The following is a 23,649-nucleotide window of genomic DNA, read 5'->3' as shown; positions in this document are numbered from 1 at the left end:
CGTCCGAAGACGTTTGCGACTGCCCGGTTACGGTGGAACCCGATGAAGAATTCGCTGCTGCGCCTCAATGACAAGCTGTACATGACCTGCATCTGGGTCGCCGGCCTGTCGGTACTGGCCATCGCCCTGATCATTCCCTGGGGCGTGTTCGCCCGCTATGCCCTTGGCACCGGTTCGAGCTGGCCGGAGCCCACTGCGATCCTGCTGATGATGGTCTTTACCTTCATCGGTGCAGCTGCCAGTTATCGTGCCGGCGCGCACATGGCCGTGGCGATGGTCACCGACCGCTTGCCACCGAATCTGCGCAGAACCATGAGCATCATTTCCCAATTGTTGATGGGCACCATCTGCCTGTTCATGGCGATCTGGGGCGCCAAGCTGTGCGCTTCGACGTGGAACCAGTTCATGAGCGCGCTGCCGACCTTGCGCGTCGGTATCACCTATATGCCGATCCCGATTGGCGGCGCGCTGACGCTGGTGTTCGTACTGGAAAAACTGTTTTTGGGCGACCAGAGCAACCGTCGGGTTGTGCGGTTCGATCTGGTTGAAGAAAACGAAGGGGCTGCCTGATGGACGCATTGATTCTGCTGGGCAGTTTTATCGTATTGATTCTGATCGGCATGCCGGTCGCCTACGCCCTCGGGCTGTCGGCACTGATCGGCGCGTGGTGGATCGACATTCCGTTTCAGGCCTTGATGATTCAGGTCGCCGGCGGGGTCAACAAGTTCTCGCTGCTGGCGATTCCGTTCTTTGTCCTGGCCGGGGCGATCATGGCCGAGGGCGGCATGTCGCGGCGGCTGGTGGCGTTTGCCGGGGTGCTGGTCGGCTTCGTGCGCGGCGGCCTGTCGCTGGTCAACATCATGGCCTCGACGTTTTTTGGCGCGATCTCCGGTTCATCGGTAGCCGACACGGCTTCGGTAGGCTCGGTGTTGATTCCAGAGATGGAACGCAAGGGTTATCCGCGCGAGTTCTCTACAGCGGTGACCGTCAGCGGTTCGGTGCAGGCCTTGCTGACACCGCCAAGCCACAACTCGGTGCTGTATTCATTGGCAGCCGGTGGCACGGTGTCCATTGCATCGCTGTTCATGGCCGGCGTGGTGCCGGGCCTGTTAATGAGCGCGTGCCTGATGGTGCTGTGCCTGATCTTCGCGCGCAAACGCGATTACCCGAAAGGCGACGTCATTCCGCTGCGTGAGGCGCTGAAAATCTGCGGCGAAGCGCTGTGGGGCATGATGGCGATGGTGATCATTCTCGGCGGCATTCTCTCGGGGATTTTTACCGCGACCGAGTCGGCGGCGATTGCCGTGCTCTGGGCGTTCTTCGTCACCATGTTCATCTACCGCGATTACAAGTGGAGCGAACTGCCAAAACTGATGCACCGCACGGTGCGGACGATTTCGATCGTGATGATCCTGATCGGTTTCGCCGCGAGCTTCGGCTACATCATGACCCTGATGCAGATCCCGGCGAAAATCACCACGCTGTTCCTGACCCTGTCGGACAACCGCTACGTGATCCTGATGTGCATCAACGTCATGCTGCTGTTGCTCGGCACGGTGATGGACATGGCGCCGCTGATCCTGATTCTGACGCCGATCCTGATGCCGGTGATTCTCGGCATTGGCGTAGACCCGGTGCAGTTCGGCATGATCATGCTGGTGAACCTGGGGATCGGATTGATAACACCGCCGGTAGGTGCGGTGCTGTTTGTCGGTTCGGCGGTGGGCAAGGTGAGTATTGAAAGCACGGTGAAGGCGCTCATGCCGTTTTACGCAGTGCTGTTTCTGGTGTTGATGCTGGTGACCTACGTTCCGGCGATTTCGCTGTGGTTGCCGCATCTGGTGTTGTAACAACTTAAAAGATCGCAGCCTTCGGCAGCTCCTACAGAAATCGCATTCCCATGTAGGAGCTGTCGAGTGAAACGAGGCTGCGATCTTTTGATCTTCAAATAATCAAGCCCGCAACAACATATACCCCGCCACCACCAGACACACACTGGCAAACCCCACCTGCAACGCCCGCGCCGGCACCCGCGCGCACAGCTTGCGCCCGATGATCATGCCAACAATGCTGGCAACGATGAACGCACCGCCCTGCCCGTCAATCCGCACACCAGCGTGAAACGAGCCGATCACCCCGATCACCGAAATCAGGCTGATCACCATCAACGACGTCGCGACAATCCCGCGCATCTGCACATCGGTCAGTTGCTTGAACGCCGGCACGATCAAAAAGCCGCCACCCACCCCCAGCAACCCCGACACGACCCCTGTGACCGCGCCCAATGCGGCGAGGGTCGCGGTGCATTTGGCGGTCCAGTCGAAGCGCCCGGTTTCTGCATCGAGCATGCAGTTTTTCTGGCCCCAACTGCCGTGACCATGATCGCTCGGGCCTGCTTCCTGACGCTCACGCCGCAGCATGCGCCAGGCGACCATGACCATCAGCAGGCTGAACAGAATCATCAGGATCTTCTCCGGCAACTGATGCGCGAAGTAGATGCCCAACGGCGAGAACACCGCGCCCAACGCGGCAATCAACAGCGCCGCACGATAACGCACCAGACCATGACGCAAACCGTCGATGGCCCCGACTGCCGCCGCACTGCCGACGGCAAACAGCGCCACTGGCGCCGCTTGCGTCATCGTCCAGCCGAGGCCGAGCACCAGCGCCGGCACCGCCAGAATGCCGCCGCCGGCCCCGGTCAAACCGAGGACCAACCCCATCACCACGCCAAACAGACTTGCCAGCAACATAGGGTTTTCTCAGTCGACCTTGGACAGGCTGGTCAGCCACTCACGACCCTTGAGCATGCCGTTCCAGTAGAACCACGGCAGCAGCGTCGCCTTGAGGAACCACGCCGAACGCCGCGCCACGGTCGGGTCGAGTGGAAAGGTCGGCAGCAACTTGCCGGCGTAACCGAACTCGGCAAGGATCACTTTGCCCTTCTCCACCGTCAGCGGGCACGAGCCGTAGCCGTCGTACTTTAATGGCAGCGGTTGTTGCTTGCGCAACGCCAACAGGTTTTCCGCCACCACCACGACTTGCTTGCGCACCGCCGCGGCGGTTTTCGCGTTGCTGGTGCCGCAGATATCACCGAGCGCGAACACGTCGGGATAACGCGGATGTTGCAGGCTGTGCGGATTGACTTCGCACCAGCCGGCGGCGTCGGCCAGCCGGCTTTGTGCAATGAAATCCGGTGAAACCTGCGGCGGCACGACGTGCAGCAGATCGAAGGTTTTCGCCTCGCGGGTGACGTTGCCGTCGGCGTCCCTGGTCTCGAACCAGGCGGTTTGCGCCGGGCCGTCGACCTTGACCAGGTTCGAGTTGAACGCCAGTTGCGCGTTGTATTTTTCGATGTACTTCATCAGTGGCGGCACGAACGTCGCCACGCCGAACAGTGCGGCGCCGGCGAGGTTGAACTCAACATTGATATTGTTCAGCACAGCGGTTTTGAGCCAGTGATCGCAGGACAGATACAAGGCCTTTTGTGGCGCGCCGGCGCATTTGATCGGCATCGCCGGCTGGGTGAACAGGGCTTTGCCGCCGCGCAGTTTCTGCACCTGATCCCAAGTGTATTGCGCGTGCTGGTAGCTGTAGTTGGAGGTCACGCCATGTTGGCCAAGGCTTTCCTGCAAGCCTTCGATTTTCTCCCAGGCCAGACGCAGGCCGGGACAAACAATCAGGTTTTGATAGCTGACCGTGCGTTGATCGTTGAGGGTCAACTGGCGTGCGTCCGGGTCAATCGCGGCGACGGCGGCCTGCACCCAATTGACCTGGCGCGGCATCACCTTGGCCATCGGCCTGACGGTGTCCTTGACGTCGTACGCACCACCGCCGACCAGTGTCCACGCCGGTTGGTAATAGTGCTGTGAACTTGGTTCGATCACGGTGATTTTCAGGTCCGGATCGCGCTTGAGCAGACTGGCGACGAAGCCGATACCGGCGGTACCGCCGCCGATGACCACGATGTCTGCACTGATGGATGGGCCCCAGTGTTGATCGTTCATTGCTTGTTCCTTTTGCTGCACGCAAGGATTTCAGCCATCACACAGATCCATTGTAGGAGTGAGCCTGCTCGCGATCGCGGTGGGTCAGCCAATATCTTTATCAACTGGTACACCGCTATCGCGAGCAGGCTCACTCCTACAGGGGGATTGGTGTACTGGCTGGCATTTACGGCTGTTCCCAGCTCTTGAGCACCGCCCCGCAATAAAGCCCCGACAGGGTCTTCATCACCTGAATCACTTCCGGGCTGGCCAGCCCATAAAAAATGTATTTGCCTTCGCGGCGAGTGGCGACCATGCCTTCGTCGCGCAGGATGCCCAGTTGCTGTGACAGCGTCGGCTGACGTACGCCGGTCATCTTTTCCAGTTCGCCGACATTGCGTTCGCCCTGGGTCAGTTGACACAGAATCAACAGGCGATCTTCATTGGCCAACGCCTTGAGCAACGCACAGGCCTTGGAGGCCGAGGCGCGCAGTTGGGCGACTTCACATTCGGTCAGACTGGATTGCATTTGCACGATGCCTTCAACGTCACTTAAGCTGCGAACATTATGTTTTTAGATAAAGTGTTGCAACCCATTTCCCTTGTTCAGGTTGGTGTCCATGCCCGCGCAGATTGAATCGTTCCTCGACCCCGCCTCCTCGACCTACAGCTATGTGGTCTATGAAGCCGACGGCGGGCAATGCGCAATTGTCGATCCCGTACTCGATTACGACGGCGCCGCCGGCCGCACCTGTACCGCGCAGGCCGACAAGATCATCGCCTTCGTGCGCCAACACAATCTGCAAGTGCAGTGGCTGCTGGAAACCCACGCCCACGCCGATCACCTGTCCGCCGCGCCGTACCTGCGCAGGGAACTGGGCGGCAAGATCGCCATTGGCGAGTCGATCAGCAAAGTGCAGAACGTGTTCAAGGTCCTGTTCAATCTCGAGCCGGAATTCTGCGTCGACGGCTCGCAGTTCGATCATCTGTTTGCGCCGAACGAGTCATTCCGCATCGGTAACCTCAAGGCCACGGCCCTGCATGTGCCGGGGCATACGCCGGCGGACATGGCTTATTTGATCGATGGCGAGCAGATTCTGGTGGGCGACACGCTGTTCATGCCCGACGTGGGTACGGCACGCTGTGATTTCCCCGGTGGTAATGCGCATCAACTGTTCAACTCGATCCAGAAGCTGTTGGCTTTTCCGGCGAGCGTGAAGCTTTACGTCTGCCACGACTATCCGCCAGAGGGCCGCGAGTCGCAGTGCCAGAGCACGGTTGGCGAGCAGCGTAAAAGCAATATTCATGTGCATGACGGGGTTGATGAAGCGGCGTTCGTCGAGATGCGTACCCAGCGTGACGCCGGGTTGGGCATGCCGACGCTGTTGCTGCCGGCGATTCAGGTGAATGTGCGGGCGGGGAATTTGCCGGCGGCTGAGGACAACGGCGTGGTTTATTTGAAGATTCCGATCAACAAGCTTTAACGTCAAAAGATCGCAGCCTGCGGCAGCTCCTACAGGAGAAATTGATCGTTCCCACGCTCTGCGTGGGAATGCCCCCGGGGACGCTCCGCGTTCCGCTTCGGGAAGTGACGCAGAGCGTCACGGGCTGCATTACCACGCGGAGCGTGGGAACGATCAGCACTTAGGCGCTGCCGCAGGCTGCGATCTTTTGATCTTCACGTCCCCAGCGTCAACCCATTCGCCGGCAACGGCAGCGCAGTTTTATAGCGCACCTGCTTCAGCGCAAAGCTTGAGCGGATATTCGCCACCCCCGGCACTTTGGTCAAAAAATCCATCATGAAGCGTTCCAGCGACTGAATCGTCGGCACCAGCACCCGTATCAGATAATCCGGGTCGCCAGCCATCAGATAGCACTCCATCACCTCGGGACGATCGGAAATCGCTTCCTCGAAATGCTGCAACGCCTCCTCCACCTGTTTCTCCAGGCTGACGTGAATGAACACGTTCACATGCAGCCCAAGCAGATCGGCGTCCAGCAGCGTCACCTGCTCGCGAATCAGGCCTAATTCTTCCATCGCTTTAACCCGATTGAAGCACGGCGTCGGCGACAGATTCACCGAGCGTGCGAGGTCGGCGTTGGTGATGCGTGCGTTCTCCTGAAGGCTGTTGAGAATGCCGATGTCGGTACGGTCCAGTTTGCGCATGAGACAAAACCACCTGTTTTTTATGTTTATGCAGAATTTCTATCTGCAAATCGTCTCCAGCGCAACGAAACAGAGATAAATATTCTTCTTGCCCGGGCCTATGATTGTTGTAGGACAAGATTTCCTCTACCGAGGAATGACTGCCAGCTCACTACAAGAAATTCACAAGATCGAGCGTAGAAGCCATGACCCAAGCGTATGAACCGCTGCGTCTGCACGTCCCTGAACCCTCGGGCCGTCCAGGCTGCAAAACCGATTTTTCCTACCTGCATCTGACCGATGCGGGTACGGTGCGCAAACCTTCCATCGACGTCGAACCTGCCGACACCGCCGACCTGGCGCGTGGGCTTATTCGTGTGCTCGACGATCAGGGCAACGCCCTCGGCCCATGGGCCGAGAACGTGCCGGTCGAGATTCTGCGTAAAGGCATGCGCGCCATGCTCAAGACGCGCATCTACGACAACCGTATGGTCGTTGCCCAGCGTCAGAAAAAAATGTCGTTCTACATGCAGAGCCTCGGCGAAGAAGCCATCGGCAGCGCCCAGGCGTTGGCCTTGAACATCGACGACATGTGCTTTCCGACCTACCGTCAGCAAAGCATCCTGATGGCTCGCGAAGTGCCACTGGTCGACCTGATCTGCCAACTGCTGTCCAACGAGCGCGATCCGCTCAAGGGTCGCCAGTTGCCGATCATGTACTCGGTCAAGGAAGCAGGTTTTTTCACCATTTCCGGCAACCTCGCGACCCAGTTCATTCAGGCAGTCGGCTGGGGCATGGCGTCGGCGATCAAGGGCGACACCAAAATCGCCTCGGCGTGGATTGGTGACGGCGCCACCGCCGAATCGGACTTCCACACCGCCCTCACCTTCGCCCACGTTTATCGCGCGCCGGTGATCCTCAACGTGGTCAACAACCAATGGGCAATTTCGACCTTCCAGGCGATTGCCGGCGGTGAAGCCACCACTTTCGCCGGACGCGGCGTCGGTTGCGGCATCGCTTCGCTGCGGGTTGATGGCAACGACTTCTACGCGGTCTACGCCGCTTCTGCCTGGGCTGCCGAACGCGCCCGCCGCAACCTCGGCCCGACCATGATCGAATGGGTCACCTACCGCGCCGGCCCGCACTCGACCTCCGACGATCCGTCGAAATACCGTCCGGCCGATGACTGGAGCCACTTCCCGCTCGGCGACCCGATCGCGCGCCTGAAACAGCACCTGATCAAGGTTGGTCACTGGTCGGAAGAAGAACACACCGCCGTCAGCGCCGAACTCGAAGCCGAAGTGATTGCCGCGCAGAAACAGGCCGAACAGTACGGCACCCTCGCCGGCGGGCAGATTCCAAGCGCCGCAACCATGTTCGAAGACGTCTACAAAGAGATGCCGGAGCACTTGAAGCGCCAGCGTCAGCAGTTGGGGATCTGACATGAACGATCACAACAAAAAAAATAAGATGTAAACCGCCATGACCACGACCACCATGACCATGATCCAGGCCCTGCGCTCGGCCATGGATGTGATGCTTGAGCGTGACGACAACGTGGTGGTGTTCGGTCAGGACGTCGGCTACTTCGGCGGCGTGTTCCGTTGCACCGAAGGCCTGCAAACCAAGTACGGCGCCTCGCGTGTGTTCGATGCGCCGATCTCGGAAAGCGGCATCGTCGGCGTCGCCGTGGGCATGGGTGCCTACGGCCTGCGTCCGGTCGCCGAGATCCAGTTCGCTGACTACGTTTACCCGGCGTCCGACCAGATCATTTCCGAAGCGGCGCGCCTGCGCTATCGCTCGGCCGGCGAGTTCACCGCACCGATGACCCTGCGCATGCCTTGCGGCGGCGGCATCTACGGCGGTCAGACGCACAGCCAGAGCATCGAGGCGATGTTCACTCAGGTGTGCGGCTTGCGCACCGTAATGCCGTCCAACCCGTACGACGCCAAAGGCCTGCTGATCGCCTCCATCGAAAACGATGATCCGGTGATCTTCCTCGAGCCAAAGCGCCTGTACAACGGCCCGTTCGACGGCCACCACGACCGCCCGGTAACCCCGTGGTCGAAACACCCGCAAGCCCAGGTTCCGGATGGCTACTACACCGTGCCGCTGGACGTTGCCGCGATCACCCGTCCGGGCAAAGACGTGACGGTGCTGACTTACGGCACCACCGTGTATGTCTCGCAAGTCGCTGCCGAAGAAAGCGGCGTTGACGCTGAAGTCATCGACCTGCGCAGCCTGTGGCCGCTGGACCTGGAAACCATCGTCAAATCGGTGAAGAAAACCGGCCGTTGCGTAGTGGTACACGAAGCCACTCGCACCTGCGGTTTCGGCGCCGAACTGGTGTCGCTGGTGCAAGAGCATTGCTTCCATCACCTGGAAGCGCCGATCGAACGCGTCACTGGTTGGGACACTCCCTACCCGCACGCGCAGGAGTGGGCGTATTTCCCAGGGCCGTCCCGAGTGGGCGCGGCGTTGAAACGGGTTATGGAGGTCTGAATGGGCACGCACGTTATCAAGATGCCGGACATCGGCGAAGGCATCGCAGAAGTAGAACTGTCGCAATGGCACGTCAAGGTCGGCGATCTGGTGGTTGAAGATCAGGTGCTGGCGGACGTGATGACCGACAAGGCAATGGTCGATATTCCGTCGCCGGTACACGGCAAGGTGATTGCCCTCGGCGGTCAGCCGGGTGAAGTGATGGCGGTTGGCAGTGTGCTGATCAGCATTGAGGTTGAAGGTGCTGGCAATCTGAAAGAATCCGCTGCGCCGGCTGCCGTCAAAGAAGCGCCGGCTGCGCCGAAAGTTGAAACCGTTGTTGAGAGCAAATCTGCTGCTGCCGCCCCGCGCCCGGCTGCCGTTTGCCAAGGCCCGATGGTTGCTCGCGAAGCAGACGAACGCCCACTCGCCTCCCCGGCCGTGCGCAAACATGCGCTGGATCTGGGCATTCAATTACGTCTGGTGCGCGGTTCCGGCCCGGCCGGTCGTGTGCTGCATGACGACCTTGAAGCCTATCTGGCGCAAGGTCAGTCGAACGCTTCGGCGCCGGTTGCTGCTGCTTACGCCCAGCGTAATGACGAAGAACAGATTCAAGTGATCGGCATGCGCCGCAAGATCGCCCAGCGCATGCAGGACGCGACCCAGCGCGCCGCACACTTCAGTTATGTCGAGGAAATCGACGTCACCGCGATTGAAGAGCTGCGTGCGCACCTGAACGAAAAACACGGTGCCAGCCGTGGCAAGTTGACTCTGCTGCCGTTCCTCGTCCGCGCCTTGGTCGTCGCCCTGCGCGACTTCCCGCAGATGAACGCCCGTTACGACGACGAAGCCCAGGTCATCACTCGCCTCGGCGCCGTGCATGTCGGCGTCGCCACGCAAAGCGATGTCGGCCTGATGGTGCCGGTGGTGCGTCACGCCGAGGCGCGCAGCTTGTGGGACAACGCCGCCGAGATCTCGCGCTTGGCCAACGCCGCGCGCAATGGCAAGGCCAGCCGCGATGAGTTGTCCGGTTCGACCATCACCCTGACCAGCCTCGGTGCACTCGGCGGCATTGTCAGCACGCCGGTGCTGAACCTGCCGGAAGTGGCGATCGTCGGCGTCAACAAAATCGTCGAACGGCCGATGGTCGTCAAAGGCCAGGTAGTGATCCGCAAGATGATGAACCTCTCCAGCTCCTTCGATCACCGCGTGGTCGACGGCATGGACGCGGCACTCTTCATCCAGGCCATTCGCGGCTTGATCGAACAACCTGCCACTTTGTTTGTGGAGTAAGGCTCGCATGCAATCTCTGAACACTACGCTGCTGATCATTGGCGGCGGCCCCGGCGGTTATGTAACGGCGATTCGCGCCGGGCAACTGGGCATTCCGACGATTCTGGTCGAAGGCCAATCGCTGGGCGGTACGTGCCTGAACATCGGCTGCATCCCGTCGAAAGCGCTGATCCATGTCGCTGAGCAGTTTCACCAGACCCAGCATCACAGTCAGCATTCGGCGCTGGGCATCAGCGTTTCCGCGCCGACCCTCGACATCACTAAAAGTGTCGAGTGGAAGGACGGCATCGTTGATCGCCTGACCACTGGCGTGGCTGCCCTGCTGAAGAAGAACAAAGTTCAGGTCATCAATGGCTGGGCGAAAGTCATCGACGGCAAGACCGTGGATGTCGGCGACACGCGCATTCAGTGCGAGCACTTGGTGCTCGCAACCGGGTCGACCAGCGTCAATCTGCCGATTCTGCCGATTGGCGGGCCGGTGATCTCCTCCACCGAAGCGCTGGCGCCGACATCCGTGCCGAAACGTCTGGTAGTGGTGGGCGGTGGTTACATTGGTCTGGAACTGGGTATCGCGTATCGCAAGCTCGGCGCCGACGTCAGTGTGGTCGAGGCGCAGGATCGTATCCTGCCAGCCTACGATGCCGAACTGACGCAACCGGTGCATGACGCGCTGAAACAACTCGGCGTGAAGCTCTATTTGAAACACAGCGTGCTGGGGTTCAACGGCACGTTGCAGGTGCGCGACCCTGAGGGCGAAACCCTGAACCTGGAAACTGATCAGGTGCTGGTCGCCGTGGGTCGCAAACCGAATACCCAGGGCTGGAACCTCGAAGCACTGAGTCTGGACATGAACGGTTCGGCGATCAAGATCGACAGCCGCTGCCAGACTAGCATGCGCAACGTCTACGCCATCGGCGACTTGAGCGGCGAGCCGATGCTGGCCCACCGTGCGATGGCTCAGGGCGAGATGGTTGCCGAGTTGATCAGCGGCAAAACCCGCGAATTCAGCCCGACGGCGATTGCTGCGGTGTGCTTTACCGATCCGGAACTGGTGGTGGTCGGCAAGACCCCGGACGAGGCCAAGGCTGCGGGGCTGGACTGCATCGTTTCCAGTTTCCCGTTCGCCGCCAATGGCCGGGCGATGACGCTGGAGTCGAAAAGCGGCTTCGTGCGCGTGGTCGCTCGTCGGGATAACCATGTGATTGTCGGTTGGCAGGCGGTGGGCGTCGGGGTTTCCGAATTGTCCACGGCGTTTGCGCAAAGCCTCGAAATGGGCGCGCGGCTGGAAGACATCGGCGGCACCATTCATGCGCATCCAACCTTGGGTGAAGCGGTGCTGGAAGCAGCGTTGCGTGCTCTCGGGCATGCGTTGCACCTGTAGGCCCCTTCGCGAGCAGGCTCGCTCCCACATTTGAAATGCACTTCCCTGTGGGAGCGACGGTGCGACGATTCGACCTGCTCGCGAATTCTTGAGGTCAACACGAACTATCTGTCTGTCATCCGATAGTCCGGGCTGCGAAACCGCTCAAGAATGAAGTATTGTTGTGCCCATCCAAAAAACGTCAGAAGCCTTGAACCGTTTCGACGGTTGTTCAGTGATAGAGGGTGTCATGGGTAACGAAAGCATCAATTGGGACAAGCTGGGTTTTGACTACATCAAGACCGACAAACGCTATCTGTCGTACTTTCGCGATGGCGAGTGGGACAAAGGCACCCTGACCGAAGACAACGTGCTGCACATCAGCGAAGGCTCGACTGCCCTTCACTATGGCCAGCAGTGCTTCGAAGGCATGAAGGCCTATCGTTGCAAGGACGGCTCGATCAACCTGTTCCGCCCGGACCAGAACGCCCTGCGTATGCAACGCAGCTGCGCGCGTCTGCTGATGCCGACAGTCGACACCGAGCAGTTCATCGAAGCCTGTAAGGAAGTGGTGCGTGCCAACGAGCGCTTCATTCCGCCATACGGCACCGGCGGCGCGCTGTACCTGCGCCCGTTCGTGATCGGCGTCGGTGACAATATTGGCGTGCGCACTGCACCCGAGTTCATCTTCTCGATCTTCTGCATTCCGGTTGGCGCCTACTTCAAGGGCGGCCTGACCCCGCACAACTTCCAGATCTCCAGCTACGACCGCGCGGCCCCACAAGGCACCGGCGCGGCCAAGGTCGGTGGCAACTACGCGGCCAGCCTGATGCCGGGCTCGAAAGCCAAGAAAGCCAACTTTGCTGACGCGATCTACCTGGACCCGATGACCCACACCAAGATCGAGGAAGTCGGCTCGGCCAACTTCTTCGGGATCACCCACGACAACAAGTTCATTACCCCGAACTCGCCGTCCGTTCTGCCAGGCATCACCCGCCTGTCGCTGATCGAACTGGCGAAATCGCGTCTGGGCCTGGAAGTGGTTGAAGGCGACGTGCTGATCGACAAGCTGTCGGACTTCAAGGAAGCCGGCGCTTGCGGTACCGCGGCGGTGATCACGCCGATCGGTGGCATCAGCTACAACGATCATCTGCATGTGTTCCATAGCGAGACCGAAGTGGGTCCTGTAACCCAGAAGCTCTACAAAGAGCTGACGGGCGTGCAGACCGGCGACATCGAAGCGCCAGCGGGCTGGATCGTCAAGGTTTGAACTGACGGCTGCTGATGTAGAAAAGCCCTCCACCGAGTGATTGGTGGGGGGCTTTTTTTGCGTTTGGTGGGTAGGGCTTGAGATTTTTTCCCCCTCACCCCAGCCCTCTCCCCCAGGGGGGCGAGGGGGAAAGGGGGCCGATCTTTGTGGTATTCGAGATGTGAGTTCGGCTCGATAGTTCAGGTCGATGTAATACGCGAGAACGCCCCGGTCAGTCCCCTCTCCCTCCGGGAGAGGGTTAGGGTGAGGGGCTTTTCAGCGTTATCCGTTTACCAAGTCGTTCAGCTATCCCACTCGCCTGCCCATTCTGCTGCTTGCCCATCCGCGCCTGCGTAATCAACCCCGGAATCAACTCCCCCTCCGGCAGATTCTTCCAGTACCGCACCGGCAAATGCCCTTGCATCACCTTCTCGTTCAACCGCGCCGGGTTGAAGATGTGGCTGTAATAGGTCAGCCACAGTTCGCCATGCGGATCGTCGACGTTCTGCGCCAACTGTTGCCATTCCAGCGGGCATTGGCGCTGATGGATCAGTTGTTCGCCATCGTAATAAACCCCGTCACGCGGCGTGGCGATCAGCCAGCGATGCTGGCCCATGCGCCCGACGAAATGCTCGCTGGCGCTGCGCAGGATGTCGTGGGCCGGTTCGTGCCACGCGACATATTGCGGGCCGGCACTGGATGACGGGCGCTCGATGAAACGCACAAAGGCATGCAGGTGATGCGCTTCACGGTTGACTTGTTTGATCCGCCGCTGCAACTCGCTGCCCAGTTTGTCACCGGCCATCATTGCCGTGCGATCGCCGTGGCTGACGCGCCACAACACTTCGTAAAGCAGACTCCAGCGTTGATCGCCTCGATATTGCGCCGCTTGCTCCAATGTATCGAGCAACACGCGCGGAATCTTCGCCATAAACGGCCCCTGCCCTTCCGGCACCGGATCATCATCATTGGCAAACAGATCGCCCACGCCTTCCGATGCCCAACTCACCAGGCTTGGATCGACTTCATGGCTGAGTAGCCAGCGCGCTTGTTGGCGCCAGGTGCCGAACAGGTCGTCGCAATCGAGATTGATCATCCCCACAGTCCCATCTGCTGCGGCATCGGCCGGTCGCGCAATTGCTGATAAAGCAAATGGCTGGTGACTTCGGCCTGCTGCGGGTGGTAGTCGCTGGTGATGATGAACGGTTTGGCCTTGGCCAGTACGCAGCGCATGCGCGCGACATCTTCATAGCGGATCTTTCGTTGGCGGCGCAGTTCGACCAGCCGCTCGGTGGTGCGCAGGCCGATGCCCGGGATACGCGCGATCAGCGACGCTTCGGCGCGGTTCAAATCCAGTGGAAACACCTCGCGATTCTGCAACGCCCACGCCAGTTTCGGGTCGATGTCCAAGGCCAGATTGCCCGGCCCCTTGAGCAGCTCGTCGGCGCGGTACCCGTAGCTGCGCAGGAGAAAATCGGCCTGGTACAAACGGTGTTCGCGCATCAGCGGCGGCGCGGCCAGCGGCACGCTTTTCGGGCTGTCGGGGATCGGGCTGAACGCGGAATAGTAAACGCGGCGCAAGCGGTAGTTGCCGTACAGCGACTGAGCGCTTTGCAAGATTGTGCTGTCGTCGGTGTCATCGGCGCCGACGATCATTTGCGTACTCTGCCCGGCGGGCGCGAACTTCGCCGAACGGGGTTCGTTAAGCACCGTTTGCACACCGGTGTAGATGGTGTTCATCGCCTGCTTGATCGAGCCAATATCTTTCTCCGGCGCCAGGGTTTGCAGGCTGGCATCGGTGGGCAGTTCGATGTTCACGCTCAGGCGATCAGCATAACGCCCCGCTTCCTCGATCAGCGCCGGATCCGCGTCGGGAATGGTCTTGAGGTGGATGTAGCCGCGAAATTCATGCACTTCACGCAACAGCTTCGCCACCCGCACCAGTTGCTCCATGGTGTAGTCCGCCGAACGGATGATCCCGGAGCTGAGGAACAGCCCGCTGACGCAGTTGCGCCGGTAGAAATCCAGGGTCAGCGCCACCACTTCTTCGGGGGTGAAGCGCGCGCGGGGGACGTCGCTGGAGCGGCGATTAACGCAGTACTGGCAATCGTAAAGGCAGAAATTGGTCAGCAGGACTTTCAACAACGACACGCAACGCCCGTCCGGCGTGTAGCTGTGGCAGATGCCCATGCCATCAGTCGAGCCCAAGCCACTCTTGCCCTCGGAGCTGCGCTTGGGCGCGCCGCTGCTTGCGCAGGAGGCGTCGTACTTGGCGGCGTCGGCGAGGATGCTGAGCTTGTCGATGATTTGCATGGCGCGGGCTCTTTACTGTTTGGATATACAGTATAGAGTCGGATGCGGGGTTACAAGGTGGCAGATGCGCACCTCGTCGGGCGGAAGCTCAAGATCAAAAGATCGCAGCGTTCCGCAGCTCCTACATGGATTCGGTAAAGTCGGGATTTATCCGGTGATCAAACTCCCTGTAGGAGCTGCGGAACGCTGCGATCTTTTGATCTGGCTTTTATCAATCGCCAACTCAACCCCAAACCGCACAGCGATTTCCTTGCGCCCCACCACCGTCAACGCCAGCGCCCGACTGTCCAGATCCTGCGTCACCCATTTACGCTTCAACGCCGCTTGCAACAATGCCGCCCCCAGCGACCCGCCGAGATGCGGCCGACGCATGCTCCAGTCCAGGCACGGGCAGGCAAATTTGCGCCGCATCGTGCTCAAATCCTCCACCTCAATACCCAATGCTTCGAACAACGCCGCGCCACTGTCACTCAAGCGATACACCTGCTCGTCGGTCTCCAGCAACCACCCCGCGTCAAGCAAACGATCATGCAGCAACACCGCCAGCGTCCCGGCCATGTGGTCGTAACAGGTGCGGGCGAATTGGAGGCGATCCGGCGTGTGCGGCTTGAACGTCGGCGCGGTGTTCTGCCCAATCACCATCAATGCTTCCAGCGCCTGCGCCACGCGCTTGTCGGCCAGGCTGTAATAACGATGGCGGCCCTGCACGTGCAGGCGCACCAGCGCCAGATCCTTGAGTTTGGCCAAATGAGCGCTGGCGGTGGAGGCGCTGACCTCGGCAATGGCCGCCAATTCGGTGCTGGTGCGCGCATGGCCGTCCATCAGCGAGCAGAGCATTTTGGTTCGCGCCGGCTCCGCGATGGCCGCCGCCACTTGCGAGACGCCGATGTCTTGATGTTCTGCGTACATATTTCGCTCCCCGACGAATCATCGTCGCTGTGGACTGAAGATACTCGCATCACTTTCACGACGACAAGGCTGCGAACCATGGACCCGATCAACGCTGCGACTGCTGCCGATCCCTACCCTTATTACGCCGAACTGCGGGCTCAGGGCGGATTGACCTTCCATCACGAGTTGAAACTGTGGGTCGCCAGCAGTGCGCGCGCGGTGTGTGCGGTGTTGGCTCACGTCGATTGTCGGGTGCGCCCGCTGCAGGAACCAGTGCCCAAAGCGATTGCTTCAGGCTTGGCTGGCGAGGTGTTCGGGCAATTGATGCGGATGAATGAAGGCGAACATCAGCGTTGCCCGCGCTCGGCGATCGAGCCGGAACTGGCGCTGATCGATGTTGCTGCGGTGAACGCATTGGTGGCCGCGCGACTGATCACGGTAGACGCCGGAGGTTTGCACAAAGCGATGTTTCGCGGCCCGGTGTGCGTGGTCGCCGCACTGCTTGGGTTTACCCCCGCGCAGGGTCGGGCGATCAGTGAACTGACCGCTGATTTCGTCGCGTGCCTGTCCCCCTTGAGCAATGACCTGCAATTGGCAGCGGCACACGCGGCGGCTGAGCAGTTGCGCGGATATTTCATCGAGTTGCTGGCCGAGTCGGACAGCGAAATGCTGAGGCGTATTCGGCGGCGATTCGAAGGTGATGAACAGCGGTTGATCGCCAATCTGATCGGCCTCTGTTCACAGACTTACGAGGCCAGCGGCGGTTTGATTGGCAATGCGTTGCTGACGTTGCGCCGTCAGCCTGAGTTGCGCACTGCGTCGATGCCGGCGCTGTTGGCCGAAGTGCAACGCTTCGATCCATCGGTGCAGAATACTCGGCGATTTGTCGCCGCCGCGTGCGAGATTGACGGTGTGCGTGTCGAGGCCGGAGAGGTCATTCTGTTGTTACTCGCCTCAGCCAATCGCGATCCGGCGCTCAACGAACGGCCTGACGCGTTTTTACTCGAGCGCCCGAATCGGCGCAGTTTCAGTTTTGGCGGTGGTCGGCATCAATGCCCGGGGCAGTTGCTGGCGATGAGCATCGCCAGCGCCACGGTCAGCGAGATCCTCGCTCACGGCGTCGATCTGGACCGGTTGCACTGGCATTACCGCCCTTCTCTCAACGGGCGCATGCCAGTGTTCACCGAGGCCACACCTTAGGCGCTACGCAGCTCGATGGTCAGATGCGCCAGCTCATGCACTGGCGCCAACCGCTCACGAATCGCCTCTGCCGTTACGCCCGCCGCCACCACCACGCTGACGATCGCCGCCCGCGCTTGCGGGCCGACCTGCCAGACGTGCAGGTCGATATTGCATGTGCCAACCTCATCGCGAGCAGGCTCACTCCTACATTGGGTTGGCCGTGTTGTCAGGTTTTATGCCCGACACAAATCACCCTGTGGGAGCGGGCTTGCCCGCGAAGGCGGTGTACCTGACTGCATAGATGCTGGATGTGCCGGCCTCTTCGCGAGCAAGCCCGTTCCCACATTGATCCGTGCTATTGCCAGATTTTGTGCCCGACACAAATCCCCTGTGGGAGCCAGCCTGCTGGCGATGGCGGGCTGAAAAACGCAGCATCATTTCGGCATCATCGGGGAGGCTACAGCGCCTTGCGCCTTTGCCTACAACTACGCCAGAATCCGCCGGCTTGTGCGGCTTGGGGGCTGCCGGTAGCTTGGTTCGCGTCACTGAATGTTCAGTGATCGGGTTTAGTCGCTCGGTAATCCATTCAAACTGCACGACGTTCCAGACAGTAGGTATTTCGATACCTCACTCAATGGTAGCTGTGCGCAGGGCGCCTTCGGGTGCGCCGGTTTGGGTGGGTTTCCGGTCGACTAACCTGTGCATAGCTGCCACCTTCTGGTTTAGTCGCGAGGTGGTGTCAGCATCACTTTGGAAACCTCCGAAATGTTAAAAGTAACGCCAAATCCGCCAGAAGCGGATGCCATACCCGAATCAGATCCAACATCCCCCTACTCCACGCTCGACCCGACAAAACTCAACGACGCCGCCGAACGCGCCCTCGATCACTACCTCAAACCTCACGCCCCGCCCCAGCGAACACCCAGCACCATGTTCCTCGTCGCCCCGGACATGGACACCGAATCCCTGCTGGCCCACGCCTGCGAATCCATGGCCTCGGCCAGCATCATGCTCAGCGACTTCGCCGCCATGCTCGAAACGCCTTACCGCAACACCCTGCTGGGCATTCAGCAAGTGGTCATGCTTGGCGAACTCGCGGTCAACCGCGCGCTCGACAACCTGGAGCCGGACCTGAGGCAATGACCATGGCCAACAAAACAGATGCACAGGTTGTCGCGGTATTGATGGCCATAGGCTTCAACGAACGAGACGGACGCTGGGCGCAAAACGCCTGCCTGGTGCTGTGCGAAAGTGAGCAAGAAACCATCGTCGCCTGCGCCGTCAACGCCTCCGGCCAACTCGATGAACTGGAAGTCGACGCTGTGCTACCCGCACTGCGCCGCGTGACTCGACGACTCCCCTCACTGCAAAGGACCGTGGCCGACACACTGGCCGAGATGGCGCATGCAGCCTGATTGACCGCGTGATCGTTCTTCGCGAGCAGGCGCGCTCACACAGCTTCGCGGTGGCTCACAGCATTTGAGTACACCGCCATGCCAATGTGGGAGCGAGCCTGCTCGCGAAAGCGTTCTTAAACAGGAGGCTTCAGATGTTTTTATGGATTAGCGGTTTCTTAAAAGGTGACGACGAAGACGACGCCTTAAAATACGAACTGACAGTTGGGCTGGAATTTGAATCCGCAGTCCTGGCTGCCATGGGCTGGAAAAACCTTGGTAAAAGTCCTGAGGGCGAGTACTTGCTGACTCCCGACCAAGTTCTAAAAATCGGCTTGGCGATTAACCAACAGTTACCATCGGAACTCGATCTTTTTATCGGCATCAGGGGGTAACTTCGCCAATGAGCCTCATTTATCAAGACCCATCATTAAGCCAAGACGAGGTTCTAAGACTTCTGGCCAACGGCGCAACCGCAAACGTGGTTGCTGCGCTGACTTCTATCGGCCTGAATGAAGTGGACAGAGTCTGGGCTCAGGACCTCTGCCTGAAACACCTGTTCAACGAAACCGAAGCAATCGTTGCCTCTGCCATTACCGCTCTTGGCCACATCGCTCGCCGACATGGCGAATTGGATACCGACGAGGTTCTGCCAGCGCTCGAAATAACCAAGGGGAAATTCCCCTCTCTGGTCGGGTCTATCGAGGACACACTTGACGATATCGGCGCATTCACCGCCGAAAATCCGCCAGGATGAACGGAGTGTGGGCCCTGAGATAAGCTTCGACGTCCTCCAGCGTAGGGAGTAAATCACTGGATTGGGTTTTACCCTCTTCATCGTCGTGCGACACCTTGACGATGTAAGCGCCACCTTCCTCAAGCAAAACGCCTGAAACTTTGACCCGCTGTCCATTTTTCTCGGTAAAGGACATCGCCGTCAGGACTGCCGTTTTTAAAACTTGCGCAGTGCTGGCCGTGAAGGCTTTGCGTTTTGCCAGGGCACTTTTCGATACGAACATTGCGAAAATACAGCCGGCGCCCATCAACAGGATTTCTATGTTGTGAATCGGCCCTCGCCGCCCTTCATGCTCAAGACTCAGCCACGCGACTGCCTTGTAAATAATCTGATCAACATCCATTTATCCGACTCCCGAACGATACTCTGGTGATCAATCATCCCGCGTCAAAACTTCCAGCAACTCAATCTCGAACACCAGATTCGAATTCGGCGGAATCTTGCCCATCGTCCGCTCGCCATAGCCAAGATGCGCCGGCACCAGCAATTTACGTTTGCCGCCCACCTGCATGCCCTTCAGCCCCTGATCCCACCCCTTGATGACCCGGCCGGTGCCAATCACGCACTGAAAAGGTTTGCCACGGCTGTAGGAAGAATCGAACTCGCTACCGTCTTCCAGCCAGCCAGTGTATTGCGTGGTGATCAGCGCGCCTTTTACGGCGGCTTTGCCCTCGCCTACCTGGAGATCGATTACCTGCAATTCATCATTCATAACAATCACTCTATTGTTCAGCAGGCCGCCGTTTTCCCAGAAATGGCGGTTATTGGCAACCCGCACGCGTAGATCAACGCTGTATCCGAATCGAGTGATGAAGAATTAAGATAGCCAACCGCCATTACTTCACGGATCGATTCGCCATGCTGGCAGCGCCCGAATGATTCAGCTCTGGATCGTCCTTGCCATTGGCATGACCATGCTGGCCGTGATTGCTTGGCTGATCTGGCGCGAACGCGGTTTGCGCCGCCAGCTCGCCGAATACCGCGACCTGTTGAATCGCTCCGCTGAAGGCCGGAACATCCATCAGGACGGCGACGCCGAGCGCTTCAAGCGCAGCCAGTATTTCGCCCGCATCGGCACCTGGGACTGGGAAGTCGACACGGATCGGCTGTACTGGTCGGACGCAATCTACGGCATGTTCGGGTTCAAAATCGGGGAAATCACGCCGTCCTATGCACTCTTCTGCTCCTGCGTGCACCCGGACGATCGCGTCAGGGTGCGCGATGGTGAACTGCGTTGTCTGGAAACCGGCGAAAACCACGACGAGGAATATCGCGTGGTCTGGCCTGACGGCACGATCCGCTGGCTGCGCGAGACCGGCAACGTGGTGCGTAACGATCACGACGCGGTGATCAAAATGATGGGGGTGGTGCGCGACATCACCGAAGAAAAAGCCTCGGCCAGCTACCTCAAGCACCTCGCCCATTTCGACCCGCTGACCGGGTTGCCGAATCGTCTGGTGCTGGAAGAACGGCTGTCGGAGGCTCTGGATCAAGCGCGCCAAAGCAGCACGCGGGTTGCGCTGGTGTTCGTTGATCTCAACAGTTTCAAAACCATCAACGATCATTATGGCCACGCCGCCGGCGACCGGGTGCTGATCACCATGGCGTCGCGACTGAAACGCATCCTGCGCAGCACCGACACCGTTGCCCGAATCGGCGGCGACGAATTCGTGGTCATCCTGCAAGGCCTGGCACCTGGCCTCAATCTGCAGGACGAAGCCCGGCGCATCTGCCAGAAGATTTTCATCGAGCTATCGCCACCGATCAGCATCGGCAATGACCAGCGCCACATTGGCACCAGTCTTGGGGTTGCAGTGTTTCCGGATCATGCGACCGCGATGGACCGATTACTGCACATTGCCGATCTGGCGATGTATGAGGCCAAGCGCAGTGGCAATAATCAGTATCGGTTGGGTGGTGGGCAGACCATGAGCCATAGCCGCGTGGAGTGAAATCAGGCTTTAGGTTCGCCGATCACAACACCGTTGAAGGTATGCGTACAGCAGGTACAAGTCGGCGTCATGTCCTCGGCTTTCAGTGTGGGATTAACGATTTGCAGGCGTTTTTGTTCATCAATGTATAAGCCGCTGAAACAACTAGACTCCCCCACTCCCACGATATCCCGGCGTTCATGTTCATGTTGCGCGACCAGCCAGTACACCGGATCTGGCCGATCCAGTCGAGAAATGGCCTCGCTGTAGATCTCATCCCAGTTACCGCCAACTCGCGATAGCAGGAAACGAAATAGCGGCGTGTAGTCGTAACCGTGATGTTTGATGCCATGCATCGAACCGCGCAACGCCTGGCTGTTGATTTCAGCCTTGGTGTTGCGCTCATATCGATAGTGCCCACCCGGATTGTTACGCCAGACGTTATGGGCGGTCGTGTTTACTTTGCGGTAAAGAGGTTTCTTGTCCAACCAATTGCTCCTGACTTCCAGTCACTCGAAAGGCCTCAAGGGTTTTACCTGAACGGCGCTCGATTGCAATCAGCCTTCCATGGCCAATTATTGCTGGAGACTCAACGCGGAACCGGCTTCATCTCGACAATGGTCCCGTTGGTGATCATCACCATGACGTACTGGTCATTGATCTGCACCCACTGCGCCTGATCGACCGGTTGCTTCAGGCCTTTGGTTTTCCAGTCGATCGCTTTTTCACTGCGTTGGTAAATATCCGGGGCGCGGTCGTTGACCTTCAACTCGCGTTCACTGACGGGCGATTGAACGGAGGGTTCGCTTGAGGTTTGCGCCGCTTGAACGAGTGGGCTGATCCCAGCGATGCCGGCAACGAGGGCCAGGCTGGCGATTAGGGTTTTGCTGTTCATCGGTGAACCTCCATTGATGTGTGATACCTGAACTCCGACTGCACAGTTCGGCAATCATTCCGTGTTTTTTGCCTGGGAGGGCTCGGGGATTGTAGTCGCCAGTCGGGCCGCCATCGCTGGCAAGCCAGCTCCCACAAGGGGCCAGGGTGTTAGCGAAGGTTGCAGGCACCCCGAAAACCTGTGGGAGCGAGCCTGCTCGCGAATGGGCCAGCACAATCGACATTTCATCGCCTGATTCACCGCTTTCGCGAGCAGGCTCGCTCCCACAGGGTTAGTGAGTTGGTTGGGATTTGAACATTGATCGGCTTTGCACATCAATCCATGCCAATAATGCAATTAACATCCTGTTACACCTAGGCCACCATCCGCCTCAATAACATCCGTGCGCTGACTCTCCGTGGCGCACGTCATAAAAGCGGTGGAGTCCTTTGCTATGACAGCCTCAATCCCACACGGCGGCTCGCGGGCCGGCGCCATTTTCCGGGTGACCTCGGGCAATTTCCTCGAACAGTTCGACTTCTTTCTGTTCGGCTTCTATGCCACGCAGATCGCGTCGGTGTTCTTTCCGGCGAGCAGTGAATTCGCCTCTCTGATGATGACGTTTGCAGTGTTCGGCGCAGGCTTTTTGATGCGCCCGCTGGGGGCCATCGTGCTCGGTGCGTACATCGATGACGTCGGTCGCCGCAAGGGTTTGATCGTCACGTTGTCGATCATGGCCAGCGGCACGATATTGATTGTGCTGGTGCCCGGATACGAAAGTATCGGTCTGTTCGCACCGGCGCTGGTGTTGCTCGGGCGCTTGTTGCAAGGCTTCTCCGCCGGTGCGGAACTGGGCGGGGTTTCGGTGTATTTGTCCGAGATCGCCACGCCGGGCCGCAAAGGTTTCTTCACCGCTTGGCAGTCGGCCAGTCAACAAGTGGCGATCATCGTAGCGGCGGCGCTGGGCTTTGCCCTGAACGCGTGGATGGCGCCGGAGGTGATTGCCGCGTGGGGCTGGCGGATTCCGTTTTTCGTCGGCTGCATGATCGTGCCGTTCATCTTTCTGCTGCGCCGTAACCTGGCGGAAACCGAAGAGTTCGCTGCGCGCAAACACCGTCCGAGCATGGGCGAAGTGTTCCGCACCCTCGGCCAGAATTGGGTCGTGGTGCTCGGCGGAATGCTGATGGTCGCCCTGACCACCACTGCGTTTTACCTGATCACCGTGTACGCACCGACCTTCGGCAAAACCGTGCTGCACCTGAGCACCTCCGATGCGTTGCTGGTGACGCTGCTGGTCGGCGTGTCGAACTTCTTCTGGCTGCCGATTGGCGGCATGTTGTCGGATCGTATCGGTCGTCGTCCGGTGCTGATTGCGATGTCGTTGCTGGCGCTGGCCACCACCTATCCGGCGCTGTCGTACCTGGTGCAGGCACCGAGTTTCAGCCACATGTTGCTGTCGCTGCTGTGGCTGTCGTTCATCTATGGCATGTACAACGGCGCAATGATTCCGGCGTTGACCGAGATCATGCCGGTCGAAGTGCGCGTCGCCGGTTTCTCCCTCGCCTACAGCCTGGCGACGGCGATTTTCGGCGGGTTCACCCCGGCGATGTCGACCTTCCTGATTCAGTACACCGGCGACAAAGCCGCGCCAGGTTACTGGATGAGCATCGGCGCGTTGTGCGCGTTGTGCGCGACGCTGTACCTCTATCGCCGCGCGGGCGGTCGACTGCAACCAGTGGCGGCATAAGGAGCG

26 protein-coding genes and 1 pseudogene are annotated in these 23,649 nt (G+C 59.5%); 15 read left to right on the top strand and 12 right to left on the bottom strand.

All coding sequences use genetic code 11. From position 1 onward, the window contains the following. Positions 1–42 precede the first annotated feature (42 nt). Together ACIPZE_RS04485 and ACIPZE_RS04480 are read left to right on the top strand one after the other, a co-directional pair. Entirely contained in the window at positions 43–570 is a 528-nt protein-coding gene (locus tag ACIPZE_RS04485) for a TRAP transporter small permease (RefSeq protein WP_283436071.1), read from the top strand. Further along, positions 570–1,850, top strand: a complete 1,281-nt coding sequence (locus ACIPZE_RS04480; protein WP_129394423.1) for a TRAP transporter large permease — start codon at positions 570–572, stop codon at positions 1,848–1,850. Before ACIPZE_RS04485 ends, ACIPZE_RS04480 begins: the two co-directional genes overlap by 1 nt. A gap of 102 nt (positions 1,851–1,952) precedes the next feature. Here the strand turns inward: ACIPZE_RS04480 and ACIPZE_RS04475 are convergent, their stop codons facing one another. The 3 genes from ACIPZE_RS04475 to ACIPZE_RS04465 all read right to left on the bottom strand — a co-directional run bounded on the left by ACIPZE_RS04475 (position 1,953) and on the right by ACIPZE_RS04465 (position 4,515). Further along, a complete protein-coding gene (locus tag ACIPZE_RS04475; RefSeq protein ID WP_283436070.1) occupies positions 1,953–2,753 on the bottom strand; it encodes a sulfite exporter TauE/SafE family protein in 801 nt (266 codons plus the stop codon). Between the two features lie 9 nt (positions 2,754–2,762). Beyond that, complete coding sequence (locus ACIPZE_RS04470; RefSeq protein ID WP_400771636.1) at positions 2,763–4,007, bottom strand: FAD-dependent oxidoreductase; 1,245 nt, start codon at positions 4,005–4,007, stop codon at positions 2,763–2,765. Between the two features lie 166 nt (positions 4,008–4,173). Next, positions 4,174–4,515 carry a helix-turn-helix transcriptional regulator gene (locus ACIPZE_RS04465; RefSeq protein ID WP_283436068.1) on the bottom strand — a complete coding sequence of 114 codons (342 nt, stop codon included), beginning with the start codon at positions 4,513–4,515 and terminating at the stop codon, positions 4,174–4,176. A 91-nt stretch (positions 4,516–4,606) separates the two neighbouring features. On the opposite strand from ACIPZE_RS04465, the gene ACIPZE_RS04460 reads away from it, so the two are divergent. Next, positions 4,607–5,470, top strand: a complete 864-nt coding sequence (locus tag ACIPZE_RS04460; RefSeq protein ID WP_400771634.1) for an MBL fold metallo-hydrolase — start codon at positions 4,607–4,609, stop codon at positions 5,468–5,470. A gap of 194 nt (positions 5,471–5,664) precedes the next feature. Here the strand turns inward: ACIPZE_RS04460 and bkdR are convergent, their stop codons facing one another. Continuing rightward, positions 5,665–6,153, bottom strand: coding sequence for a Bkd operon transcriptional regulator BkdR (gene bkdR, locus ACIPZE_RS04455; RefSeq protein WP_008059350.1), 489 nt, complete (start codon positions 6,151–6,153; stop codon positions 5,665–5,667). 185 nt (positions 6,154–6,338) lie between these two features. Between bkdR and ACIPZE_RS04450 the strand changes: the two genes are divergently transcribed. The 5 genes from ACIPZE_RS04450 to ACIPZE_RS04430 all read left to right on the top strand — a co-directional run bounded on the left by ACIPZE_RS04450 (position 6,339) and on the right by ACIPZE_RS04430 (position 12,536). Then, on the top strand, positions 6,339–7,574 hold the full coding sequence (locus ACIPZE_RS04450; protein ID WP_102899278.1) for a 3-methyl-2-oxobutanoate dehydrogenase (2-methylpropanoyl-transferring) subunit alpha: 1,236 nt from the start codon (positions 6,339–6,341) through the stop codon (positions 7,572–7,574). Between the two features lie 40 nt (positions 7,575–7,614). Beyond that, positions 7,615–8,634, top strand: a complete 1,020-nt coding sequence (locus tag ACIPZE_RS04445) for an alpha-ketoacid dehydrogenase subunit beta (protein ID WP_400771632.1) — start codon at positions 7,615–7,617, stop codon at positions 8,632–8,634. Beyond that, positions 8,635–9,906, top strand: coding sequence for a dihydrolipoamide acetyltransferase family protein (locus ACIPZE_RS04440; protein ID WP_400771630.1), 1,272 nt, complete (start codon positions 8,635–8,637; stop codon positions 9,904–9,906). It begins immediately after the preceding gene. A gap of 7 nt (positions 9,907–9,913) precedes the next feature. Continuing rightward, positions 9,914–11,287 carry a dihydrolipoyl dehydrogenase gene (gene lpdA / locus ACIPZE_RS04435; protein ID WP_283436065.1) on the top strand — a complete coding sequence of 458 codons (1,374 nt, stop codon included), beginning with the start codon at positions 9,914–9,916 and terminating at the stop codon, positions 11,285–11,287. Positions 11,288–11,516: 229 nt separating this feature from the next. Next, positions 11,517–12,536, top strand: coding sequence for a branched-chain amino acid aminotransferase (locus tag ACIPZE_RS04430; RefSeq protein ID WP_053121443.1), 1,020 nt, complete (start codon positions 11,517–11,519; stop codon positions 12,534–12,536). A 238-nt stretch (positions 12,537–12,774) separates the two neighbouring features. Here the strand turns inward: ACIPZE_RS04430 and ACIPZE_RS04425 are convergent, their stop codons facing one another. The 3 genes from ACIPZE_RS04425 to ACIPZE_RS04415 form a co-directional block, all read right to left on the bottom strand. Next, on the bottom strand, positions 12,775–13,611 hold the full coding sequence (locus tag ACIPZE_RS04425; RefSeq protein WP_400771629.1) for a TIGR03915 family putative DNA repair protein: 837 nt from the start codon (positions 13,609–13,611) through the stop codon (positions 12,775–12,777). Then, entirely contained in the window at positions 13,608–14,828 is a 1,221-nt protein-coding gene (locus ACIPZE_RS04420) for a putative DNA modification/repair radical SAM protein (RefSeq protein ID WP_400771627.1), read from the bottom strand. The genes ACIPZE_RS04425 and ACIPZE_RS04420 overlap by 4 nt, the downstream gene beginning before the upstream one ends. Before the next feature lie 147 nt (positions 14,829–14,975). Continuing rightward, complete coding sequence (locus tag ACIPZE_RS04415) at positions 14,976–15,737, bottom strand: ArsR/SmtB family transcription factor (protein WP_400771626.1); 762 nt, start codon at positions 15,735–15,737, stop codon at positions 14,976–14,978. Positions 15,738–15,815: 78 nt separating this feature from the next. Here ACIPZE_RS04415 and ACIPZE_RS04410 point away from each other — a divergent pair, with 78 nt between their 5' ends. After that, positions 15,816–16,919: a cytochrome P450 gene (locus ACIPZE_RS04410; RefSeq protein WP_400771624.1), complete on the top strand. Its 1,104-nt coding sequence runs from the start codon at positions 15,816–15,818 to the stop codon at positions 16,917–16,919. Here ACIPZE_RS04410 and ACIPZE_RS04405 read toward each other — a convergent pair. Further along, positions 16,916–17,065: pseudogene (locus tag ACIPZE_RS04405) on the bottom strand (cation transporter); the annotation flags it as partial. The gene ACIPZE_RS04410 and the pseudogene ACIPZE_RS04405 sit on opposite strands and share 4 nt — an antisense overlap. Before the next feature lie 601 nt (positions 17,066–17,666). Here ACIPZE_RS04405 and ACIPZE_RS04400 point away from each other — a divergent pair. The 4 genes from ACIPZE_RS04400 (at position 17,667) to ACIPZE_RS04385 (ending at position 19,052) form a co-directional block, all read left to right on the top strand. Beyond that, positions 17,667–18,044 carry a DUF6124 family protein gene (locus ACIPZE_RS04400; RefSeq protein WP_283436060.1) on the top strand — a complete coding sequence of 126 codons (378 nt, stop codon included), beginning with the start codon at positions 17,667–17,669 and terminating at the stop codon, positions 18,042–18,044. Positions 18,045–18,046: 2 nt separating this feature from the next. After that, a complete protein-coding gene (locus ACIPZE_RS04395; RefSeq protein WP_283436059.1) occupies positions 18,047–18,316 on the top strand; it encodes a hypothetical protein in 270 nt (89 codons plus the stop codon). A gap of 134 nt (positions 18,317–18,450) precedes the next feature. Continuing rightward, positions 18,451–18,690, top strand: coding sequence for a pyocin S6 family toxin immunity protein (locus ACIPZE_RS04390; protein ID WP_400771622.1), 240 nt, complete (start codon positions 18,451–18,453; stop codon positions 18,688–18,690). Between the two features lie 8 nt (positions 18,691–18,698). Next, positions 18,699–19,052, top strand: coding sequence for a hypothetical protein (locus tag ACIPZE_RS04385; RefSeq protein ID WP_283436057.1), 354 nt, complete (start codon positions 18,699–18,701; stop codon positions 19,050–19,052). On the opposite strand, the gene ACIPZE_RS04380 is transcribed toward ACIPZE_RS04385, so the two are convergent. Beyond that, positions 19,027–19,434: a hypothetical protein gene (locus tag ACIPZE_RS04380; protein WP_400771620.1), complete on the bottom strand. Its 408-nt coding sequence runs from the start codon at positions 19,432–19,434 to the stop codon at positions 19,027–19,029. The two genes, ACIPZE_RS04385 and ACIPZE_RS04380, sit on opposite strands and share 26 nt — an antisense overlap. 30 nt (positions 19,435–19,464) lie before the next feature. Further along, positions 19,465–19,803 carry an FKBP-type peptidyl-prolyl cis-trans isomerase gene (locus ACIPZE_RS04375; protein ID WP_283438610.1) on the bottom strand — a complete coding sequence of 113 codons (339 nt, stop codon included), beginning with the start codon at positions 19,801–19,803 and terminating at the stop codon, positions 19,465–19,467. A 163-nt stretch (positions 19,804–19,966) separates the two neighbouring features. On the opposite strand from ACIPZE_RS04375, the gene ACIPZE_RS04370 reads away from it, so the two are divergent. Beyond that, positions 19,967–21,043: a diguanylate cyclase domain-containing protein gene (locus ACIPZE_RS04370; protein WP_400771619.1), complete on the top strand. Its 1,077-nt coding sequence runs from the start codon at positions 19,967–19,969 to the stop codon at positions 21,041–21,043. A 2-nt stretch (positions 21,044–21,045) separates the two neighbouring features. On the opposite strand, the gene ACIPZE_RS04365 is transcribed toward ACIPZE_RS04370, so the two are convergent. Both ACIPZE_RS04365 and ACIPZE_RS04360 read right to left on the bottom strand, forming a co-directional pair. Continuing rightward, positions 21,046–21,510 (bottom strand): hypothetical protein, encoded by a 465-nt coding sequence (locus ACIPZE_RS04365; RefSeq protein WP_400771617.1) that lies wholly within the window; start codon positions 21,508–21,510, stop codon positions 21,046–21,048. Between the two features lie 101 nt (positions 21,511–21,611). Further along, on the bottom strand, positions 21,612–21,917 hold the full coding sequence (locus tag ACIPZE_RS04360) for an RcnB family protein (protein WP_129394441.1): 306 nt from the start codon (positions 21,915–21,917) through the stop codon (positions 21,612–21,614). A gap of 433 nt (positions 21,918–22,350) precedes the next feature. Here ACIPZE_RS04360 and ACIPZE_RS04355 point away from each other — a divergent pair, with 433 nt between their 5' ends. Beyond that, on the top strand, positions 22,351–23,643 hold the full coding sequence (locus ACIPZE_RS04355; protein ID WP_129394442.1) for an MFS transporter: 1,293 nt from the start codon (positions 22,351–22,353) through the stop codon (positions 23,641–23,643). The last annotated feature ends 6 nt before the right edge of the window (positions 23,644–23,649 follow it).

The organism is Pseudomonas sp. NPDC089741 (assembly GCF_044748825.1).
GTDB classification, from domain to species: domain Bacteria; phylum Pseudomonadota; class Gammaproteobacteria; order Pseudomonadales; family Pseudomonadaceae; genus Aquipseudomonas; species Aquipseudomonas helmanticensis.
The sequence above is the reverse complement of the archived record's forward strand: the minus strand, read 5'-3'. Positions and strand labels throughout refer to the sequence as shown.

What these genes read in the sequence shown, in the direction of transcription:
- ACIPZE_RS04425 (WP_400771629.1), bottom strand. Translation starts at nt 13,611, where the DNA reads ATGATCAATCTCGATTGCGACGACCTGTTCGGCACCTGGCGCCAACAA.
- ACIPZE_RS04445 (WP_400771632.1), top strand. Translation starts at nt 7,615, where the DNA reads ATGACCACGACCACCATGACCATGATCCAGGCCCTGCGCTCGGCCATG.
- ACIPZE_RS04410 (WP_400771624.1), top strand. Translation starts at nt 15,816, where the DNA reads ATGGACCCGATCAACGCTGCGACTGCTGCCGATCCCTACCCTTATTAC.
- ACIPZE_RS04420 (WP_400771627.1), bottom strand. Translation starts at nt 14,828, where the DNA reads ATGCAAATCATCGACAAGCTCAGCATCCTCGCCGACGCCGCCAAGTAC.
- ACIPZE_RS04355 (WP_129394442.1), top strand. Translation starts at nt 22,351, where the DNA reads ATGACAGCCTCAATCCCACACGGCGGCTCGCGGGCCGGCGCCATTTTC.
- ACIPZE_RS04430 (WP_053121443.1), top strand. Translation starts at nt 11,517, where the DNA reads ATGGGTAACGAAAGCATCAATTGGGACAAGCTGGGTTTTGACTACATC.
- ACIPZE_RS04480 (WP_129394423.1), top strand. Translation starts at nt 570, where the DNA reads ATGGACGCATTGATTCTGCTGGGCAGTTTTATCGTATTGATTCTGATC.
- ACIPZE_RS04400 (WP_283436060.1), top strand. Translation starts at nt 17,667, where the DNA reads ATGTTAAAAGTAACGCCAAATCCGCCAGAAGCGGATGCCATACCCGAA.
- lpdA (WP_283436065.1), top strand. Translation starts at nt 9,914, where the DNA reads ATGCAATCTCTGAACACTACGCTGCTGATCATTGGCGGCGGCCCCGGC.
- bkdR (WP_008059350.1), bottom strand. Translation starts at nt 6,153, where the DNA reads ATGCGCAAACTGGACCGTACCGACATCGGCATTCTCAACAGCCTTCAG.
- ACIPZE_RS04470 (WP_400771636.1), bottom strand. Translation starts at nt 4,007, where the DNA reads ATGAACGATCAACACTGGGGCCCATCCATCAGTGCAGACATCGTGGTC.
- ACIPZE_RS04475 (WP_283436070.1), bottom strand. Translation starts at nt 2,753, where the DNA reads ATGTTGCTGGCAAGTCTGTTTGGCGTGGTGATGGGGTTGGTCCTCGGT.
- ACIPZE_RS04440 (WP_400771630.1), top strand. Translation starts at nt 8,635, where the DNA reads ATGGGCACGCACGTTATCAAGATGCCGGACATCGGCGAAGGCATCGCA.
- ACIPZE_RS04450 (WP_102899278.1), top strand. Translation starts at nt 6,339, where the DNA reads ATGACCCAAGCGTATGAACCGCTGCGTCTGCACGTCCCTGAACCCTCG.
- ACIPZE_RS04460 (WP_400771634.1), top strand. Translation starts at nt 4,607, where the DNA reads ATGCCCGCGCAGATTGAATCGTTCCTCGACCCCGCCTCCTCGACCTAC.
- ACIPZE_RS04415 (WP_400771626.1), bottom strand. Translation starts at nt 15,737, where the DNA reads ATGTACGCAGAACATCAAGACATCGGCGTCTCGCAAGTGGCGGCGGCC.
- ACIPZE_RS04380 (WP_400771620.1), bottom strand. Translation starts at nt 19,434, where the DNA reads ATGGATGTTGATCAGATTATTTACAAGGCAGTCGCGTGGCTGAGTCTT.
- ACIPZE_RS04370 (WP_400771619.1), top strand. Translation starts at nt 19,967, where the DNA reads ATGATTCAGCTCTGGATCGTCCTTGCCATTGGCATGACCATGCTGGCC.
- ACIPZE_RS04485 (WP_283436071.1), top strand. Translation starts at nt 43, where the DNA reads ATGAAGAATTCGCTGCTGCGCCTCAATGACAAGCTGTACATGACCTGC.
- ACIPZE_RS04385 (WP_283436057.1), top strand. Translation starts at nt 18,699, where the DNA reads ATGAGCCTCATTTATCAAGACCCATCATTAAGCCAAGACGAGGTTCTA.
- ACIPZE_RS04395 (WP_283436059.1), top strand. Translation starts at nt 18,047, where the DNA reads ATGGCCAACAAAACAGATGCACAGGTTGTCGCGGTATTGATGGCCATA.
- ACIPZE_RS04465 (WP_283436068.1), bottom strand. Translation starts at nt 4,515, where the DNA reads ATGCAATCCAGTCTGACCGAATGTGAAGTCGCCCAACTGCGCGCCTCG.
- ACIPZE_RS04390 (WP_400771622.1), top strand. Translation starts at nt 18,451, where the DNA reads ATGTTTTTATGGATTAGCGGTTTCTTAAAAGGTGACGACGAAGACGAC.
- ACIPZE_RS04375 (WP_283438610.1), bottom strand. Translation starts at nt 19,803, where the DNA reads ATGAATGATGAATTGCAGGTAATCGATCTCCAGGTAGGCGAGGGCAAA.
- ACIPZE_RS04360 (WP_129394441.1), bottom strand. Translation starts at nt 21,917, where the DNA reads ATGAACAGCAAAACCCTAATCGCCAGCCTGGCCCTCGTTGCCGGCATC.